10 protein-coding genes are annotated in these 19,487 nt (G+C 69.6%); 4 read left to right on the top strand and 6 right to left on the bottom strand.

All coding sequences use genetic code 11. From position 1 onward, the window contains the following. Window positions 1–216 precede the first annotated feature (216 nt). On the top strand, window positions 217–1,188 hold the full coding sequence (locus UU7_RS16995) for an integron integrase (RefSeq protein ID WP_007810558.1): 972 nt from the start codon (window positions 217–219) through the stop codon (window positions 1,186–1,188). A gap of 30 nt (window positions 1,189–1,218) precedes the next feature. On the opposite strand, the gene UU7_RS16990 is transcribed toward UU7_RS16995, so the two are convergent. Further along, complete coding sequence (locus UU7_RS16990; RefSeq protein ID WP_083846024.1) at window positions 1,219–9,864, bottom strand: GH36-type glycosyl hydrolase domain-containing protein; 8,646 nt, start codon at window positions 9,862–9,864, stop codon at window positions 1,219–1,221. Window positions 9,865–10,034: 170 nt separating this feature from the next. On the opposite strand from UU7_RS16990, the gene UU7_RS16985 reads away from it, so the two are divergent. After that, window positions 10,035–10,496: a GNAT family N-acetyltransferase gene (locus UU7_RS16985; protein WP_007810554.1), complete on the top strand. Its 462-nt coding sequence runs from the start codon at window positions 10,035–10,037 to the stop codon at window positions 10,494–10,496. Window positions 10,497–10,509: 13 nt separating this feature from the next. Here the strand turns inward: UU7_RS16985 and UU7_RS16980 are convergent, their stop codons facing one another. Together UU7_RS16980 and UU7_RS16975 are read right to left on the bottom strand one after the other, a co-directional pair. Next, entirely contained in the window at window positions 10,510–12,993 is a 2,484-nt protein-coding gene (locus UU7_RS16980) for a sensor domain-containing protein (protein WP_007810552.1), read from the bottom strand. Between the two features lie 93 nt (window positions 12,994–13,086). Next, complete coding sequence (locus UU7_RS16975) at window positions 13,087–14,229, bottom strand: hypothetical protein (protein WP_007810550.1); 1,143 nt, start codon at window positions 14,227–14,229, stop codon at window positions 13,087–13,089. Between the two features lie 114 nt (window positions 14,230–14,343). Between UU7_RS16975 and UU7_RS16970 the strand changes: the two genes are divergently transcribed. Beyond that, a complete protein-coding gene (locus tag UU7_RS16970; protein WP_007810547.1) occupies window positions 14,344–15,627 on the top strand; it encodes an acetyl-CoA C-acetyltransferase in 1,284 nt (427 codons plus the stop codon). A gap of 52 nt (window positions 15,628–15,679) precedes the next feature. After that, the gene (locus tag UU7_RS16965; protein WP_007810545.1) at window positions 15,680–16,234 is read left to right on the top strand and encodes an energy transducer TonB; all 555 of its coding nucleotides are present in this window, start codon (window positions 15,680–15,682) and stop codon (window positions 16,232–16,234) included. 92 nt (window positions 16,235–16,326) lie between these two features. Here the strand turns inward: UU7_RS16965 and UU7_RS16960 are convergent, their stop codons facing one another. From UU7_RS16960 to UU7_RS16950, 3 genes are all read right to left on the bottom strand, one after another. Beyond that, a complete protein-coding gene (locus UU7_RS16960) occupies window positions 16,327–18,201 on the bottom strand; it encodes a phospholipase D-like domain-containing protein (protein ID WP_007810543.1) in 1,875 nt (624 codons plus the stop codon). A gap of 107 nt (window positions 18,202–18,308) precedes the next feature. Continuing rightward, entirely contained in the window at window positions 18,309–18,782 is a 474-nt protein-coding gene (locus UU7_RS16955; RefSeq protein WP_007810542.1) for a SixA phosphatase family protein, read from the bottom strand. Window positions 18,783–18,837: 55 nt separating this feature from the next. Continuing rightward, window positions 18,838–19,470, bottom strand: coding sequence for a ParA family protein (locus tag UU7_RS16950; RefSeq protein ID WP_007810540.1), 633 nt, complete (start codon window positions 19,468–19,470; stop codon window positions 18,838–18,840). Window positions 19,471–19,487: the final 17 nt, after the last annotated feature.

The following is a 19,487-nucleotide window of genomic DNA, read 5'->3' as shown; positions in this document are numbered from 1 at the left end:
GACAGCGGTTTAGTTCAACGCTTATTAGACCCCGCATCGGGGCATATGCAACGAATGTTCAGCTTTGATCCGTGGCGCGTCAAGTAGGCAAATCCTACGGCTTGACGGGTGTTTGCCGGCTGCCGCCTGTGATCTGGCTGGGCAAGGATGTGCTTTGCATATCTCACCGATTGAAGTGCTATGTCTTATGACCCCGCAAACGCAGGAATAAACCGTATGGTCAGCGGCCCTTCGGCGCCGCGTTTGATGGATGAGGTGCGGCGCGTGTTGCGGCTGAAGCACTACAGCATCCGCACCGAGGGGGTGTATGTAGGGTGGATTCGTCGCTTCATCCTGGCCAATGGCAAGCGGCATCCGCGTGACATGGGCGAAGCCGAGGTCGAAGGGTTTCTGTCGGCGTTGGCGGTGCAGGGTAAGGTCGCCGCGGCCACCCAGAATCAGGCACTGGCGGCGCTGCTGTTTTTGTACAAGCAGGTGCTGAATATCGAGCTGCCATGGATGGAGGGTGTCGTGCGTGCGAAGCGGCCGCAGCGCGTGCCGGTCGTACTTTCGCGTGATGAGGTCACGCGTGTGCTGGCAAGGATGGATGGGCGTCCCTGGCTATTGGCCAGCCTTTTGTACGGTACGGGCATGCGCCTGATGGAAGTGTTGCGGCTACGGATCAAGGACGTGGATTTTGCTCGTAATGAAATCACCGTGCGTGATGGCAAGGGTGGCAAGGATCGGCACACCATGTTGCCGCGATCACTGGCGGAACCCTTGCTCCGTGAAATGGAACGCGCCCGCCTGTTGCATGAGGCCGATTTGGCGTCGGGGTTCGGCGCGGTGTGGTTGCCGCACGCGCTGGCCCGAAAGTATCCGGGCGCACCGCGCGAAATCGGCTGGCAGTATGTATTCCCAGCGGCGGAGCGCTCGATTGACCCGATGGACGGCGTCGAGCGCCGACATCATTTTGGTGATGCGGTGCTGTCGCGCGCATTGAAGGCAGCGTGTCGCGCTGTCGGCATTGCCAAGCCGGTGAGTGCGCACACGCTTCGCCATTCGTTCGCCACGCATCTGCTGGAGTCCGGCTACGACATTCGCACTGTGCAGGAACTGCTCGGCCACAAGGACGTGGCGACGACCCAGATCTATACGCATGTGCTCAATCGTGGCGGCCATGGGGTGCTGAGTCCGCTGGATCGTTGATGCATTGCGCGGCCGCTGACGTGTGCCGGTTCACTCCGCTCTGGGCCAGTTGAGTTCCACCTGGTGCTGCACGCCGTCGTCGGCCAGCGTGATTTGTCCGTCGGGCTGCGGTTCGCCATCCAGCCACAGTGCGGGCACGGTGCCGGGTTCGCCTTGCCGCAGGTCGATCCGGTACAGCGTGTCGTGGTGGCGGTAGTCCAGGCGGAAGCCGTCCCACTGCGCCGGCAGCACCGGCGCGAAGCGCAGCTTGCCGGCTTCCAGGCGCAGGCCGAGCAGGGATTCGACGATCAGCCGGTACATCCAGCCGGCCGACCCGGTGTACCAGCTCCAGCCGCCGCGGCCGACGTGCGGGGCGACGGCGTAGACGTCGGCGCTGACCACATAGGGTTCGACCTTGTAGACGTCCATTTGATTCGCGTCGCTGCCGTGGCTGACGGGGTTGATCATGCGCAGCAGTTCCCAGGCGCGCTCGCGATCGCCCAATTCGGCGAAGGCCATCGTGGCCCAGATCGCCGCGTGCGTGTACTGGCCGCCGTTTTCGCGCACGCCGGGCACGTAGCCCTTGATGTAGCCGGGGTCCAGCGCCGACTTGTCGAAGGGCGGATCGAGCAGCTGGATCAGGCCGGCATCGCGGCGCACCAGGTGCCGGTTCAGCGACTCCATCGCCTGCTGCCGCCGCTGGGCCGGCGCCATGCCGGACAGCACCGACCAGCTTTGCGCGATCGAGTCGATGCGGCATTCGTCGTTGCCGGCCGAGCCCAACGGGGTGCCGTCGTCGAAGTAGGCGCGGCGATACCAGGCGCCGTCCCAGCCGTGTTGTTCCAGTGCCAGGTGCAGGCGCGTGACCTCGCTTTCGCAGCGCTGGGCGAAGGCTTCGTCGCCATGCAGCCGTGCCACTTCAGCGAAGCGGGTCAGCACCTCGCCGGAGAAGAAGCCCAGCCACACGCTTTCGCCGCGACCGGCTTCGCCGACGCGGTTCATGCCGTCGTTCCAGTCGCCGCCGCCGATCAGCGGCAGGCCATGCACGCCGCGCTGGTCCAGGCTGTGCTCGATCGCGCGCACGCAGTGCCGGTAAAGCGTCTCGCGCAGGCCGGCGGGTTGCGGCAGGTCGTAATAGGACTCCTCGCCCGGATGCAGCGGGCGGCCGTCGAGGTAGCCGGCGGTCTCGTCGAGCACGCCGCGGTCGCCGCTGGCCAGCACGTAGCGCGCGGTGGCCAGCGGCAGCCACAGGTAGTCGTCCGAACAGGTGGTGCGCACGCCGCGGTCCAGCGGCGGATGCCACCAGTGCTGCACGTCGCCCTCGACGAACTGGTGCGCGGCGCACAGCAGCAGCTGCGCCCGCGCGATCGCGGGAGCCGCGTGCAGGGTGGCCATCGAATCCTGCAGCTGGTCGCGAAAGCCGAACGCGCCGCCGGACTGGTAGTAGCCGCTGCGCGCCCAGATCCGGCAGGCGATGGTCTGGTACAGCAGCCAGCCGTTGGCGAGCACGTCCAGCGCGGGCTCGGGCGTGTGCACCTGCACCGCGCCCAGCGTGCGTGCCCAGTGCGCGCGCACCTTGTCCAGCGCGTCGGCGGCGCTGCCGTTGCCGCGGAAGCGCTGCACCAGCGCGGCGGCGTCCGCGCCGTTGCGGCCCAGGCCGAGCCGGAAGATCAGCTGGCGTTCGGCGCCGTCGTCGAGGGTGAGTTGCGACTGCAGCGCGGCGCAGGGGTCCAGCCCCGCGCCCACTCGTCCGGACAGGTGGGCGCGGGCCAGGGCGGCCGGCGCGTGCATGCTGCCGTTGCGGCCCAGGAATTCGCTGCGGTCGCCATCGATGCCGCGTGCCGGGTCGTCCACGTCGAGGAAGGCCACCCGATCGGGGAACTCGGTGTTGTACGCGTTGCGGGCGAACAGTGCGCCGCTGGCCGGGTCGGATTCGGTCACCACGTGCATCGCGGTCTTCGCGCGCAGGTCGCCGAGCAGCCACTCGACGTAGGCGGTGACGCTGATTCGGCGCGCGCGGCCCGAGTTGTTGCGCAGCTTCAGCACCGAGAACTTCACCGAGGCATCCAGCGCCACGTAGATCCACAGCTCGGAGCGGATGCCGTCTTCCACGTGCTCGAACACGCTGTAGCCGAAACCGTGGCGGGTGGTGTAGCTGCCGCGGCCGCGACACGGCAGCGGGGTCGGTGACCACACCTGGCCGGTGTCCTCGTCGCGCAGGTACAGCGCCTCGCCGCCGCCGTCGCCGACCGGGTCGTTGTGCCAGGGCGTGAGGCGGAACTCGTGGGCGTTCTCGGCCCAGGTATAGGCGCTGCCGCAGTCGGAGATCACCGTGCCGAAGTGCGGATTGGCCAACACGTTGCACCACGGCGCCGGCGTGCCCTGCCCGCCCTGCTGCACGATGACGTACTCGCGGCCGTCGGCGCTGAAGCCGCCGTGCAGGTTGGCCAGTTGCAGCCGGGCCGGCGCCGGGGCTTCCGCCACGCCCGTGTCGCCGTCGCTGCGCAGCGGACGACTGGGCTCGAAGCGTGGCGCGTGCACGGCCGGTTGCCGTCGTCCGATCTGTTCGGCCAGGCTGCCCCGCGCGTCGCCAAGGATCAGTCGCGCGCTGGCCAGCATCACCACGCGATCCTCGCCGGACAGCTGCTGCGATGGGCGCACGAAGATGCCGCCGGGCCGGTCGAGCAGGCTGGCCTCGCTGCCCGACGCGATCAGGCCCATGATCTGGTCCTGCAGTTCCTGCCGGTAGCCGGCGCGGTCCTCGTTCCAGATCACCAGGTCCACCGCCAGGCCCTTCAGGCGCCAGTACGCGTGCGCCTGCACCAGCTGGCGCACCAGCTCGATCCGCGCGGGGCTGGTGATCGTCAGCAGCACGATCGGCAGGTCGCCGGAAATGGATTGTCCCCACAGGCCGGACTGGCCGCGCCGGTTGGCCCGCAGCACGGCGGGCTGGGCGCGCAGGCTGGCGTTGGGATACAGGATGCTGGTGGCCATGTGCTCGTACAGCTGGGCGTCGGCGAGGCTGGCGTTGAGCTGGCGCAGCAGCACCTGGCTGTGCGTCCAGGCCAGGTCGAACACGCGGTCGGCGAGGTGGCGGTCGCGGTACTTGCCGATCAGCTGGATACAGCCATCGCGCTGCTCGGCGATACCGCTGACGAAGTCGATGGTGGCGGTCTGGTCCGGTTCCAGCGTGATCCGGCAGCGGATCGCCATGATCGGGTCGAGCACCGAGCCGTCACTGTCGGAAAGTCGCGCCTGCTCGCGATCGAACACCTGCGGATCGGCCGTGCTGCGGCCGCGGCCGATGAAGCGCGCGCGATCGGTTTCGTAGGAGATCTCCACGATGTCGGCGTCGTGCACGGCCAGCAGGTGGAACATCCACGGCATGTGCTCGCCGGCCGCGCGGGGACGGCGGGTGCAGACGATCGCCTGCAGCTCGGGCACCAGCTCGGTCTGCACGAACAGCTTGCTGAAGGCCGGGTGCAGCGCGTCGGCGATCGGCGGCGCCAGCACCACTTCGGCGTAGCTGGTCAGCTCGATCGTGCGCCGCGTGCGACCCCGGTTGGTGAGGTGGGTGCGGCGCAGCTCGATGTCGTCTTCCGGTGACACCACGATCTCGGTATGCGCGTCGAACTCGCGTTCGCGCACGCGGAATTCGGCGCGCGCCTCGGAGAAGATCGCCTCGAACTGCTCGGTCTTGCGGCAGGTGGGCTGGTAGGCGGTGGACCAGCAGGCGTTGCTGGCGACCTCGCGCACGTAGCAGAAGCTGCCCCAGTGATCGCGGGTGATGTCTTCGTGCCAGCGGGTCAGCGCCAGTTCGCCGCGCCGGCTGTAGCCGCCGCCGCCGCTGCTGAGCATCACGTGGTAGCGCCCGTTGGAAAGCAGCTGCACCGCCGGCAGCGCCCGGTCGGGATCGGCGAACACGCGCAGCCGCGCCTCCGGGGGAACGCCGCCGGCGCGCTCGGGGAAGCCGGTGGCGTGCAGGTATTCGGCGGCGGTCTTCGGCACGCGCTCCTGCAGCAGCAGGCTGCTGGCCTGGAACTGCGGGTGCGATTCGAAGCGGCGCTGCATCGGTCGCTCCAGCAGGGCGTAGTCCAGCGCCAGCAGGGTCATGCCCTGGTGGTGCGCCATGAACTGCCGCACGATCGCCGCGTCCTGGCCCAGCGGCAGGCGCGCCGGCGTGTAGTCGATCGCTTCGTACAGGCCGTACAGGCCGCGCGCCCCGATGCCGGCCAGGCGCTGCAGGTTCCGGGTGGCCGCCGCGGGCGCCACCATCATCGCCAGCGCGCTGGCGTACGGCGCGATCACCACGTCGTCGCCCAGCCCGCGCTTCAGGCCCAGCCCGGGCACGCCGAACGCACGGTACTGGTAGGTGAAGTGCGCATCGAGCGTGTTGTAGCCCGATTCGGAAACGCCCCACGGGATGCCCAGCTGGTTGCCGTATTCGATCTGCCGGGCCACCGCGGCGCGACAGGTCTGCTCCAGCAGGGTGCCTTCGAAACCGGGCATCACCAGGGTCGGCATCAGGTATTCGAACATCGAGCCGGTCCATGACAGCAGCACCGGTTCGCCGCCCACCGTGGTCAGCAGCCGGCCCAGCGCGAACCAGTTGTCCTTGGGCAGCTGGCCCTGGGCGATCGCCACGAAGCTGGCCAGCCGCGCTTCGGACGCCAGCAGGTCGTAGTAGCTGGCGTCCAGCCGGTGCTGGTCGACGTTGTAGCCGATCGCCAGCAGGTCGCGCGTGCTGTCGTAGAGGAAGCGGTAGTCCATCTGCGCCAGCTGCTCGGCCAGGTGGGCCAGCTGTTCGATCAGCGCGATCCGGGCGGACGCACGCTCGCGTACGCCTTCGGCGTCGGCGGCGTCCGGCCAGCACAACGGTTCGATGCGCGCCAGCTGATGCAGGGTGGGAATGCCGCTGAAGCCCACGGCTTCGTCCGACGGCGCATCGAGTTCGAGCAGCACGGCGTCGGCATGCAGTTCGTCGATCTGCCCGCGCAGGGCATCCAGCCAGAAGCGCGCGTCGCCGGCGGCCGGCGCGTCCGCCGCCGCGGCCAGCGCATGGACGTGCCGGCGCAGCTCGGTGAGCAGCAGCACCGTGGCGCCGGTGGATGCCGGCGGCGTGGCGATGGCCTCGTGCAGCAGGCGTCGCAGCGGCACCAGCTGCGACGGAGCATCGCGCTCGAGTGCGTCGTGCAGCAGTTCCAGCGTGTCGAGCAGGCCTTGCAGCAGGTGCGCGCCGAACACCGGCGCGTCGATCAGCTCGAGCAGGCCGGGGCACAGGGTCAGCAGGTGGCCGGCCAGGTTGCCGCTGTCCACCGCCGACACGTACATCGGCGCCAGCGGCTGCAGGGTCTGGGTGTCGTACCAGTTGTAGAAGTGGCCGCGGTGGCGCGGCAGACGCTGCATGGTGTCCAGGGTCAGCCGGGTGCGTTCGAGCAGGCGCGCCGTGCCGAGGAAGCCGAAGTCGTGGGCGGCCAGGCCCGCCAGCAAGGCCATGCCGATGTTGGTGGGCGAGGTGCGGTGGGCGACCACCGGGCCGGGCTGCTCCTGCAGGTTGTCCGGCGGCAGCCAGTGCTCGGCGGCGTTGACGTGCACGTCGAAGAACGCCCAGGTCTGGCGCGCCAGCGTGCGCAGGAAGCGCTGCTGCCGCGCATCCGGCACGAAGCTGTCCTGCCTGCGCGGCTGGCTGATCCACCAGGCCAGCAGCGGCGAGGCCAGCCACAACAGCAGCAGCGGCGCGGCCAGCCACAACGCCAGCGGCCGTTGCAGCGCCAGCAGCACGATCATCAGCAGCGCCAGCGCGGGGCCGATCCACATCAGCCGCCACGTCGCCAGGGCCGCGTTGCTGCTGCGCCGCTCGACCTCGCTGGAGGTCTGCCATTGCAGCAGGTGCCGATGGCTGACCGCCATTCGCCACAGCGTGCGCACGATCGCGTCGAGATGGTAGTGCGCCTCGTGCGGCAGCCACGCCAGCCCCAGCGCCATCCGCACGAAGTGCTGCACGCCGTCGTGCAGGCCGGCGCGCAGGTGCTGGTCGAGTTCCACGTCGCGCGGCTTCTGCACCAGGTCCAGCAGGGCCGACAGCAGCGGCGGCACCAGCACCATCGCCAGCACCGCCAGGGTCCACGACAGCACCGGCGAGATCACCAGCCAGCCGACCAGCAGCAGTGCCAGCAGCGCGGCCGGCACCAGCGAGCGGCGCAGGTTGTCGAGGATCTTCCAGCGCGACAACGCGGTCAGCGCGTTGCGCCGCCAGCCGTCGTGCGCGGTCGGCGCCCACGGCAGCAGCCACGGCAGCAGCTGCCAGTCGCCGCGAATCCAGCGATGGCGGCGCCTGACGTCGGCGCCGTAGCGGGCGGGCCAGGCTTCGAACAGCTGCGTGTCGCTGAGCAGGCCCGAGCGCGCATGGCAACCCTCGACCAGGTCATGGCTGAGGATGCGGTTTTCCGGGAAGCGGCCATCCAGGGTGCGTTCGAAGGCGTCGACCGCGTAGATGCCCTTGCCGATGAACGAGCCTTCGCCGAACACGTCCTGATAGACGTCCGAAACCATCTGCGTGTACGGATCGATGCCGGCGTCGCTGCCGTACAGCTGGGCGTAGCGCGAGCGCGCCGTGCTGGGCAGGCTGATCCCCACGCGCGGCTGCAGGATCGCGTAGCCGCTGACCACGCGGCGCCGTTCGGGGTCGTACACCGCGCGGTTCAGCGGGTGATCGATGGCGCCCACGAATGCCTGCGCCGCATCGCGTGGCAGCTCGGTGTCGGTGTCCAGCGTGATCACGTACTGCACCGGCGGCAGCGAGGCGATGTCGCCCACCACGCGCATGAAGGCCGCGCCACCGCCGCCGCGCAACAGCGCGTTCAAGTCGGCCAGCTTGCCGCGCTTGCGTTCGTGGCCCATCCAGCACTGCTCGGCGGCATTCCAGCGGCGCGGGCGATGGAACAGGAAGAAGCGGTCGGCCGCGGCGCTGGCGTAGCGGTCGTTGAGCGCCTCGATGCGCCGCTGCGCCAGCCGCAGCAGGTGCTCGTCGCCGGGCAGGGTTTCGCGGTCGGCGTCGGCGAAGTCGGTGAGCAGGGCGAAGTGCAGGTGCTGGTCGCGATTGCCGAGGAAACGCACTTCCAGTGCCTCGACCAGGTCCTCGACGTCCTGTTCGCTGGCGAACAGGCTGGGGATCGCCACCAGCGTGCGCGCGTGCGCGGGGATGCCGCGCGAATAATCCATCCGCGGCAACTGCTGCGGCGCGATGGACAGCGTGGCCAGCCAGTTGAGCAGGCTCAGTCCGAGCTGGCTGGCCAGGATCACGGCGGGCACCGCGATCGCGATCAGCGCCCACGGCGGCAAGCCGTCATGGGCCGCGGCCGCCACCAGTGGTTGGGCGAAGGCGAAGGTGAGCACGGCCAGCGTGCCCAGGTAGATCGGCAGCGGCGCCCGGTCGAATGCCCGGCGCAGCACCACGGCCAGCCGCGGGTGGATGCCCAGGTGGCGCTCCAGCTCGACCCGGCCCCGGTCGACCAGGTAGTAGCCCACGTGTTGCGCCAGCGTGTCGCGGCCGGCGGCGACCGCGGCGGCGCTCAGCGCGATCGCGGCATCGGCCACCGCCAGTTCGGTCAGCTGGTGCTGGCGGGCGATCGATTCCACCACGTGGCGGTAGCGGTCCCGGGTGGCGAAATCCATCGCGGCGTAGATGCCGGCCGGATCGTCGCGCAGGCAGCGCTCGACCAGGCTGCAGTGCTCGGTGAAGTCGCGCCAGTCGATCGCCGCCAGCGTGCGCAGGCTGCCGATGCTGTTGCTGATGGTGACCTGGTTGGTGGCCTGCTGCTGCGCCTCGACCTGCACCAGGTGCTCGACGCTCTGCCCCGATGCGGCCAGGCGCTGCTCGATCCAGCTCAACGGCAGCGCCAGCGCCGGGCTCTGGCCCTGCAGCCGGCGCGCCATTTCGGCCACGAACGGGCCGTTCATCGGCGGGTCCGAGCGGGCCATGTCGGCCACCACCAGCACCACCGAGTTCGGGTCGGTTTCGGTGGTGGCGATCAGGTTGTCGGCCCAGCGCGCGGCGCGGCCGCGGTAGCGCCAGTCGGCCATCACCCGGGCGGCCACCCGGCGCAGGTTCTCGATCAGGGCCAGCCGCAGCATGATCGGGATCGCCCACAACTCGCCCAGCTTCAGCGGCGACACCTCCTGGTAGGCCTGGATGAAACGCTGCAGGCTGTTCACGTCGACGCGGCCGTCGCCGTGCGAAATGATCTCCAGCGCGATGTCGTAGACGCGCGGCAGGCCGGCGGACGGCCCCTGGGCCAGGCGCGACAGTTCGCGGCTGTAGCCCTTGGGCAGGTGTCGCCGGGCGATGCGGATCTGCTCCTCGACCAGGTAGAAGTTGTCCAGCAGCCATTCGCCGGCCGGGGTGATGCGCAGGCGCTTGCGGGTGGCGTGGGTCAGCCGTTCGCAGGTGTGGGTCAGCACCGCCTCGTTGTCGGCCAGCCGCGCCAGCAGCAGGTCGGCGTTGCGCCGCGCGCTGAGCCGGTGCTGGCTCGCCAGCGCCCGCCCGTGCCGCTCCATCTGTTCGGCGCTGAACAGTTCGGCGCGCAGCGCGGGCTCCTGCTCGGGCCGGGTGCGCGCGGCGGCGCGCCGGCGCCGGAATGCGTTCAACCGGCGCAGCTTCAGCAGGTCGAGGAAAGTGCCGATGTTCAAACGGGGCATCCTTGTGGCTTGCCGGTGGGGGACGACGGACGCGGCGGGAAACCCGGCGGCCGTGGCGCGGCGTGGCGAGGGGCCATTCGCCGGGCGCGGCCCCGGCGCAGAAACTACGCGGCGGCATGTGAAGGCCACGCAGGCTAGGATGTGGCCTCACCACCGATGGGAGTGATGCCGTGCCCCTGCAGATCCGTGCCGCCGAACCCGCCGATGTCGCCAGCCTGGTCCAGTGGAACGCGGCGATGGCCTGGGAAACCGAGCAGAAGCAGCTCGACCCGGCGATCCTGGCGCGCGGCGTGGCCGGCGTGTTCGAGCAGCCGCAGCGCGGCTTCTACCTGGTCGCCGAACGCGACGGTACGGCAGTTGCCAGCTTGCTGGTGACGCGCGAATGGAGCGACTGGCGCAACGGCGATTTCTGGTGGATCCAGAGCGTCTACGTGATCCCCGCCGCGCGCCGCGGCGGCGTCTTCCGCGCGCTGTACGCGGAAGTGGAGCGGCGCGCCGCGGCGGCCGGTGCGGTGGGCCTGCGGCTGTACGTGGAAACCGAAAACCGCCACGCCCAGGCAACCTACGCAGGCCTGGGCATGCAGCGCTGCCACTATTTCATGTACGAGATGCCGCTGGCGGCGGCTTCGTAGCGCAGGGCACGCCCTACGGCGCGGACACCGGTTCGGCGAGCAGCTTCTGCAGTTCGCTGGCCGGCATCGGCATGCCGTACAGGAAACCCTGCAGCTGCGAGCAGCCGGCGTGGCGCAGGAAACTGCCCTGCTCGCGCGTTTCCACGCCTTCGGCGATCACGTCCTTGTTGAGGCTGCGCGCCATCGCGATGATCGCGCTGGTGATGGTCGCGGTGTCGTGATCGCTGATGATGTCGCGCACGAACATGCGGTCGATCTTCAGCGCGTCGATGGGGAAATGCTTCAGGTAGGACAGGCTGCAATAGCCGGTGCCGAAGTCGTCCAGCGACAACCGCACGCCGCGGTGCTTGATCCGCTGCAGCAGGCCCGTGGTCGCCTCGCCGCCGGACATCACCATGCGTTCGGTCAGTTCCAGCTCCAGCAGGCGCGACTCCAGCCCGGCCTCCTCCAGCACGTCGTCCAGCCAGGTGTAGAAATCCGCGTGCTGGAACTGCAGCGGCGACACGTTCACCGAAATCGGGATCTCGTGCCCGGCCTGCTGCCACATCCGCGCCTGGCGGCAGGCCTGGCGCAGCACCCAGGCGCCGATCGGCAGGATCAGCCCGGAATCCTCGGCCACCGGGATGAACTGGTCCGGCTTGTACAGATCGCGCCCGTTGAGCTGCCAGCGCAGCAAGGCCTCGGCTCCGACGATGCGGCCGCTGTGCGCGTCGACCTTCGGCTGGTAGTGCAGCTTCAGCTGATTGCCCGGCAAGGCCTGGCGCAGGCCCGTCTCGATTCGCCGCTGCGCGCGCGCCCGCTCGTTCATCGACGCGGTGAAGAAGCGATAGCCGTGCTGGCCCTGCGCCTTGGCCGCCATCAGCGCGGTCTCGGCATGCTGCACCAGCTCGTCGGCGCCGGTGGCGTCGTCCGGATAGACGCTGATGCCGATGCTCAGGTGCAGCGACAGCTCCGGCTGGCCGGCGATGCGGGTCTGTTCGCCGTGGGTGATCAGGTTGCGGCACAGCACCGCCGCTTCGCCCGCGCTGTCCACGTGCGGGAGCACCACCACGAATTCGTCGCCACCATAGCGGCTGAGCAATTCGTCGCCGGTCAGGCAGCGCTGCAGCTGGCCGATGAACGAGCGCAGTACCTGGTCGCCGGCGGTGTGGCCGACCAGCTCGTTGACCTGCTTGAAGTTGTCGATGTCGATGTACAGCACCGCGGCGCGCTGGCGGCGCCGGCTGGCGCTGTCGATGGCCCGGTTGATGTGGCCGGGCAGCTGGCTGCGGTTGGGCAGGCCGGTCAGCGTGTCGTGCTGGGTCAGGTGGATCATCTTCAGCGCCAGCGCCCGGTTCTCGCTGACGTCATGGAACACCAGCACGCCGCCGATCACGTTGCCGGCGTGATCGTGGATCGGCGCGGAGGAATCCTCCACCGGCGTGTCGAAGCCGTGGCGATGGCGCAGCAGGGTCTTGCCGGCCAGGTCGACGATGAGGTTCTGCTCGATCGCCGAGCGCAGCGGGTTGGCCACGGCGAGGCCGCCCTGGGCGTCGAACAGCTGGAAGATCTCCTCGATCGGCCGTCCGTTCGCTTCGGCGCTGCTCCAGCCGGTCATCGCCTCGGCGATCGGGTTGAGCGAGGTGACGCGAACCTGCGGGTCGGTGGTGATCACCGCGTCGCCGATCGAACGCAGGGTCACCTCGGCCAGCTCGCGCTCGCGGTGCAGCGCGTCCTCGAAGGCCTTGCGCTGGCTGATGTTCTGCACCTGGGAAACGAAATACAGCGGCGTCCCGGCCGCATCGCGCACCAGCGACACGCTGAGCAGGATGTGCACCACGTGGCCGAGCTTGTGGAAGTTGCGTTTCTCCAACTGGTAGGAGTCGCGCTCGCCGGCCAGCAGCTGGGCCATCAGCGCCTGGTCGGCGGCGACGTCCTCGGGATGGCTCAGCCGGCCGATGTCCTGCTGCAGCAGCTCCTGCTCCGAATAGCCGAGCATCTGGCAGACCGCCGCGTTGACCCGCAGGAACTGGCCGTCCGGCTTGGTCAGCGCCATGCCGATCGCGGCATGCTGGAACGCGCTGAAGAAGCGCTGCTCGCTTTCGTGCAGCTGCAGTTCCAGGGTGCGCCGTTCGGTGATGTCGATCAGCGCGGTGAAGATGCCGCAGACGTGGCCGTCCGGATCGAAGTCGGGCTGGAAGTTGCCGTGCGCGTAGCGGCGCTCGTTGCCGTTGAACAGCTCGCCCTCGTAGCTGGCCGCGGTGCCCGCGTAGGCCTGGGCCAGCGCCGTGCCGGCCAGCCGGTGGTTGCGCTCGCCGATCACGTCGACCAGGTGCCGGCCGATCAGCCGCGCGGGATCGAGCCCCAGCCAGTGCCGATGGGTTTCGTTGGCATAGCGGAAACGCTGCTCGTGGTCGAGGTAAGCCAGCAGCACCGGCGTGCCGCGCAGCACCTTCTCCGACCAGTCCGGCCGGTTTGCGAGCGAAGGCAATACCTCGGCAGACTTGTGCGGCCGCATGGTCCTTCCGTCAGCGTGGCGCCCCCTGTGGCGCCGGATCATCATGCGCCGAGTTCCGGCGTTTGCCCAGACGGGGGGCGAACGATCCGCCCGCTAGTGGAGGATCGTGGCCGGCACCGCCAGTTGGCCGTCCCCGTCCAGCATGATCCGGCCCAGCGCATGCAGCTCGCCGGCGCTGCCGTGGCGATCGGCCAGCAGGGCGAGCAGGCTGCCCAGTGCCTGCGGCTTCAGCGGCCAGGCATGCGCCAGCACCCGCGACTGACCCTGCTCGCCACGCTGGCCGACGGTGATCGCCACCACGCCCAGGCCGGGCGCCTCGTGCGCAAACAGGGTGGGCGGGTCGTAACGGGCGTCCGCCGCGGCCAGGGTTTCCAGCAGGTAGCCGTCACCGGCCTCGACCGCAAGCGTCGGCGCCGGCTGCAACTGCAACGGCAGCTGGTGGGCGTCGAGCAGGGCCGCGTACTGGCGCAGCTCGAACACGATGCCGGCCAGCGCGTGTGCCCGTTCGGCGATGTCGCCGCCCTGCCCGGCCAGCCACTGCGACGGCGACTGCGCCAGCACCTTGCCGTCCGCGTAGCGCAGCGCCAGGCCGCGCGCGCTCATCGTGGATTCCTCGCGATACGGCGTCAGCAGCGCGGTTTCCAGCAGCGACCACAGCGGCGCCAGGTTGACGTGTTCGTACTGCACGCAGGTCAGCGCCAGCAGGTCGTTGCGGCTGAGGTAACGCACGTGTTCCAGCCGGATGCCCAGCGTGCGCATCAGCCAGTCGGCGGTCAGCGCGCCCGTCTCGCCGCGGCCGACCAGCTGGATCTCCAGCTGGTCGGAAAGTTCTTCGGCGAGTTCCGCCGGGGCCAGCAGGCTCATCGGCAGCAGCCGCATCGGGCCTTCGGCGTAGAGGGTCGAAGGTTCCAGCGGCTGCGCCGGCATGTGGCCGTCGTGGCTGCCGAAGGCCACCACGTTCTCCAGGTGCCCGCGCGGCACGCGCCGGGCCAGTTCGTCCAGCGTGCTCCACACCGGGAAGCCGGGGCGCAGCAATTCGACCTGGTCGAACAGCGCGCCGGCCAGCGCGAGCCGGGCCGCATCGACTTGCGGCACCAGCGCATGCAGGTCGGTGGCAACCAGGGCCGCCAGTTCGGCGGCTTCGTCGCGGGTCAGCGTCAGGCGCGCCGGCGGCTCGCCCGCGACCGGTTCCAGGGCCAGCACGATGGGCAGGGCGATCGGCGTTTGCGCTTCCACGGGGTTTGCATCCACGGACAAAGAGCACAATTCTACCATTCAGCGTTTTGGGCTTCCGCCGCACGGCATGGCGGGTTAGCCTTGACCCAACTTGAGTGGTGGACTGTTTTGAGCATGGAAAACACGCAGAGGCGCGTCGGCATCATCGGCGGGGTACGCATTCCGTTCTGCCGCAACAACACCGCCTATGCCGATGTCGGCAACTTCGGCATGTCGGTGAAGGTGCTGGGCGCACTGGTCGAACGCTTCGGCCTGCATGGCGTGGAACTGGGCGAAGTGGCGATGGGCGCGGTGATCAAGCACGCCTCGGACTGGAACCTGGCGCGCGAGTCGCTGCTCAGCTCCGGGCTGGCGCCGACCACACCGGGCATCACCACGGCCCGCGCCTGCGGTACTTCGCTGGACAACACCATCATCATCGCCAACAAGATCGCCGCCGGGCAGATCGAGGCCGGCATCGCCGGCGGCTCGGACACCACCTCGGACGTGCCGATCGTCTACGGCACCCGCCTGCGCAAGCGCCTGCTGGCGATGAACCGCGCCAAGACGCCGATGGACAAGCTGAAGGCCGCCCTGCGCGGGTTCTCCTTCAGTGAACTGAAGCCGTCGTTTCCCGGCGTGGCCGAGCCGCGCACCGGCAAGTCGATGGGTGACCACTGCGAGCAGATGGCGAAGGAATGGCATGTGGGCCGCGAGGCGCAGGACCAGCTGGCGCTGGACAGCCACCACAAGCTGGCGGCCGCCTATGCCGAAGGTTTCTTCGATGACCTGCTGGTGCCGTTCCGTGGCCTCAAGCGCGACGGCTTCCTGCGGCCCGATTCGAGCATGGAAAAGCTGGCCTCGCTGAAGCCGGCGTTCGACAAGCGTTCCGGCCATGGCACGCTGACCGCCGGCAACTCCACCGGCTTGTCCGACGGTGCCGCCGCGGTGCTGCTGGGCAGCGACGCCTGGGCGGCGCAGCGCGGGCTGACCGTGCAGGCGTACCTGCGCGACGCGGAAGTGGCCGCGGTGGATTTCGTCCACGGCGAGGGCCTGCTGATGGCGCCGACCATCGCCGTGCCGCGAATGCTGGCCCGCAACGGACTGAGCCTGCAGGACTTCGATTTCTACGAGATCCACGAAGCGTTCGCGGCGCAGGTGCTGTGCACGTTGCGCGCGTGGGAGTCGGCGGATTACTGCAAGCAGCGCCTGGGCCTGGATGCGCCGCTGGGTTCGATCGACCCGGCCCGGCTCAACGTGCACGGCTCCAGCCTGGCGGTGGGCCATCCGTTCGCCGCCACCGGGGCGCGCATCGTGGCCACCCTGGCGAAGATGCTCGAACAGAAGGGCTCGGGCCGCGGCCTGATCTCGATCTGCACCGCCGGCGGCATGGGCGTCACCGCCATCCTCGAACGGTGAGCGGGCCGCGGCTTCAGCCGCGATTCGCCCGGGCGGGTGCATAAAGGCGGCCATGTTTCGCCTGCGCACCACCTCCACTCTCAGCCTGCTGGCCCTGCTCGTCGGCACGGCCGGCACCGGCTGGCTCAGCACGCAGACCGGCGTCTGGCCCGGCCCGCCGGCGCGCTATGCCGCCACGGTCGACACACCCACCGCCGTGCGTGCCCGCCCGGCGCCGCGTCGCCCGCACCTCCGTTCGCGCGTGGTGCCGACGCGCCGCGCCCAGCCGCCGCGGATCGTCGCCGACGAGGTGCAGGCCGCCTTCGTGCCCGCGCCGGCGCCGGCGCTGGTGCCGCTGGCGACGCCCGCCGACACCTCGCAGTCGTGGGAGCAGTTGCGTGGCCACCTCGATGGCCGCGTGCTGCTGCACGTCGACATCGATGGCCAGGGCCGGGTCAGCGCCGCCAGCCTCATCCAGTCCAGCGGCGACCCGGTCCTCGACGAACACGCCTTGCGCAGCGTGCGCGGCTGGCGCTTTGCCGTGCCGGCGGATCACCCGGACGGCCTCAGCGGCGAGCTGCCGATGCGCTACGCCTCGCAGGGCGACCGCATCGCCGGCGTCCCGTAACGACGACTGTTCCTGTTTCGCACGGCCGCACTGCCTGACCGAACCGCATCGCGCGCAGTGCCTTGCGTCCTTCCCGTTCCCCGCTGCTGCCCCTACAGCACGCCCTTGGCCCCCACGCCGAACGCGGTGACCAGCCGGGTGATGATCAGCTTCGGCGACAGCGCCACGTCGGGGAAGTCGCCGACCGGCTGGTAACAGGCGTAGAAGTCCGGATCGGTGGCGCGCATCGGCTGGCAGCCGGGCTTGAGCTCGAAGCTGGTGGCATAGCGGAACGGCCACAGGTCGAACAGCGGCAGGCTTTCCGACACCGTGCCGATGGCCCGGTTGATGTCGGTCAGCACCGGCACCTTCGCCTGTCGCGGGGCGACCACCCAGGCGTTCTCCGGCTGCACGCTGCGCATGATGCTGTGGCGCAGCTGGTCGGCGAACGCATGGTCGTAGACGATCACCCCGGCCTCGGTGTTGTAGTGGTCCGAGCGCGGGTCGAAATTGTGCGAGCCGACCATGGCGAAGGCATCATCGACCACGATCGACTTCGCGTGCAGGCCGTAGCGCCGGCCTTCGCTGTGCAGCGGCGCCGGCCGGTTGTTGCTGCCGCGGCTGCCCAGTAGGTGGAAGTGGGCGCGCGCCGGACCGTCCGGGCTGACGATGTCCGGCGGCAGCGTGGCGGTGTCGGTGTCCAGGTTGGCCAGTTCGTTGTCCACCGCCGCGCTGGGTGCGTGCGGCTTGAACTCGTGGATCTCGAAGCCGAACTTGGTGAGGTAGCGCTTGCGGTGCTTGTACGACATCGCATACACCGCGAACGCATCGGTGGAGGCCAGCGAGTTGGTCGACACGATTACCCGTGGCGGGTCGGGAAGGCGATGCAGCACGCGGAAGATGTGTTGCGCGCGCTTGCTCATCACCAGATACGGCGTCTGCAGCAGGACCTCGCGCTTCGCCCCGCCGACCATGCGCATGATGTGGCGGGTGTACTGCAGCGCGCGCCGCTTGTCGGGCGCGTCGGTCTTGGCCGGCAGGTCGCTGAAGTAGTCGACCTTGCCCACCTGCAGGCTGGGGTCGACCAGCCAGGCCTGCAGCCACGCCGGATCTTCGGCGGCCTGCAGCAGCTGCGCCACCCGCTGCGGGCGCCGGTACTTCGGCGCCGGCCAGGCCGGTGGCGTGGTGTCGCCCAGCAGGCGTGCATTGACATCGCGCAGGTGGGTCAGCGGCGCCGCGCGGGGATGGGCCCAGAACAGCTCGAAGCTGTCCGCCATCACGCGGGCGGCCGGGCCGCCCACCATCACGTCGCGGTCGACGTAGTCGAAGGCATCGTCCCAGTTGAAATAGCGGTCCTGGTAGTTGCGCCCGCCGGTGATGCCGATCAGGCCGTCGACCAGCAACAGCTTGTTGTGCATGCGCTGGTTGAACTGCATGAAGCAGCACAGCACGCCGGCGGCGAACTCCAGTGGCTGGGTGCGCGCCTTGTGGAAGGTGGGGTTGTACAGCCGCACCTCCAGGTTCGGGCTGATCCGGGCCAGCCGGTCGAGCAGGTCGACGTTGCCGAACGAGAACAGCTGGTCTGCCAGGATGCGCACCCGCACGCCGCGCCTGGCCGCGCGCACCAGTTCGTCCAGCATCAGCTGGCCGGCGTCGTCCTGGTCCCAGATGAAGGTCTGCACGTCGACGGACTGCTGCGCCGCCCGCACCAGGTTGATCCGCGCAGCCAGCGCCGGCTCGCTGTCGTCGAGCAGGGTGACCACATGCACCGGCTGCGCCGGCGTGGACGCGGCCACGGCCGCCTCGGCGGCGGCCCGCAGCGGCGACGGCGTGGCGCAATGGTCGGGCCGGTCGCAGCTGCTGCTGCGGTTGGTGGTGGCGGCCACCACCGCGTCGGCGCGGCGGATCTGCGCCCGCGACACGGTGCAGCCCTGCAGCAGCGTCAGCGCCAGCAGCAGTGGTAGCAGGAATCGGCAGGTAACGGACATGGGCAGATGATACGTGCTGTGCCCGGTGCGGCCGTGATCGCACGGCCGCCAGCACGGTACGGGAAGCGTCGATGCCGGCGAAACGCCGGGCGGGGCGGAGCCGCGGGTCAGGGTGACCAGAAGGCGTCCAGTCGCGCGTTGCCCGGCTCCAGCGAGCCGTTCAGATGCAGCACGGCCAGCGCCCCCGGGGGCATGCCGCGGAATTCGTCGGAGCGGCCTTCGACCAGCAGCGCGACCAGGCGCTCGATGCCGGGATTGTGGCCGACCAGCAGCACGGTGCCGGCGTCGTCGTGCTGGTCGAGCAGGGCCAGCAGCTCGCCGGGCGAGGCGTCGTAGATCTCGGCCGCCTGCTGCGGCACCGGGGCGTTGTCGATCGCCGCCAGCGCCAGCCGGGTGGTTTCGTCGGTGCGCAAGGTGGGCGAGCAGAGCACCCGGTCCGGACGCAGCTTGTGCGAAGCCAGCCACAGGCCTGCGGCCTGGGCTTCCTGCTCGCCGCGGCTGCTCAGCGGACGGTGCCGATCCTCGCCGGCGGCTTCTATCGGCACCGCTTCGGCGTGGCGCAACAGGATCAATTCGTGCATGGGAAACTCCGGCAGTGGTTGCGCGAGGCGCGCGGGATGCATCAGGGAGCGTGTTTCAATGCTGGCGCTTGATCCAGCGCAGCAAGGCCTTCCAGTCCTGCTGGTGACTGCGGACCTGTTCGGACTGGTAGTCGAAGATGCCCTTGCCGAGGCCGGCCAGCAGCACATAGGCCTGGCTGTCGCGCAGTTGCGCCGCGATCGGGAAGGGCGACTGCTCGGCGAGCCGGGCCACCGCGTCCTGGCTGGCGTGGGTCCACGGCTTGAGCCGATTGGCCACCAGCGCCACCGGCAGCTTGCCGCGGTGGATGCGGTTGATCGAGCGCAGCTCGTCGAGGAAGTGCAGGGTGGCGTCGAGGTCGAACGAGGACGGCAGCACCGGCACCAGCAGCACGTTGGCCGATTCGAGGTAGGGCTCGAGGTCACGCTCGGTGGAACCGGCCGGGGTGTCGATCAGCAGTTGCTGCGTGTCCGGCGGCACCCGCTGCAGGCCGCGTCGACCGCCTTCGAGCGCCAGCACGCCGGGGACATTGTCCGGGCGGAGTTCGGCCCAGTGGAAGCTGGAATGTTGCCGGTCGCCGTCGACGATGGCCGTGTGCTGCCCCGCCTGTGCCCAGTGCGACGCCAGTTGCGTCACCAGCGTGCTCTTGCCGCAACCACCCTTGCTGCTTGCCACCAGCGTCGTAAGCATCGGATCACCCTTGCCAC

Origin of the sequence: Rhodanobacter spathiphylli B39, assembly GCF_000264295.1 — a bacterium.
Taxonomy (GTDB): domain Bacteria; phylum Pseudomonadota; class Gammaproteobacteria; order Xanthomonadales; family Rhodanobacteraceae; genus Rhodanobacter; species Rhodanobacter spathiphylli.
This window is presented reverse-complemented; position numbering and strand designations above follow the sequence as displayed.

Bases quoted from the DNA above. Each gene is read 5' to 3' on its own strand.
- UU7_RS16965 (WP_007810545.1), top strand. From the start codon at position 15,680: ATGTTTCGCCTGCGCACCACCTCCACTCTCAGCCTGCTGGCCCTGCTC.
- UU7_RS16970 (WP_007810547.1), top strand. From the start codon at position 14,344: ATGGAAAACACGCAGAGGCGCGTCGGCATCATCGGCGGGGTACGCATT.
- UU7_RS16960 (WP_007810543.1), bottom strand. From the start codon at position 18,201: ATGTCCGTTACCTGCCGATTCCTGCTACCACTGCTGCTGGCGCTGACG.
- UU7_RS16980 (WP_007810552.1), bottom strand. From the start codon at position 12,993: ATGCGGCCGCACAAGTCTGCCGAGGTATTGCCTTCGCTCGCAAACCGG.
- UU7_RS16990 (WP_083846024.1), bottom strand. From the start codon at position 9,864: ATGCCCCGTTTGAACATCGGCACTTTCCTCGACCTGCTGAAGCTGCGC.
- UU7_RS16995 (WP_007810558.1), top strand. From the start codon at position 217: ATGGTCAGCGGCCCTTCGGCGCCGCGTTTGATGGATGAGGTGCGGCGC.
- UU7_RS16950 (WP_007810540.1), bottom strand. From the start codon at position 19,470: ATGCTTACGACGCTGGTGGCAAGCAGCAAGGGTGGTTGCGGCAAGAGC.
- UU7_RS16955 (WP_007810542.1), bottom strand. From the start codon at position 18,782: ATGCACGAATTGATCCTGTTGCGCCACGCCGAAGCGGTGCCGATAGAA.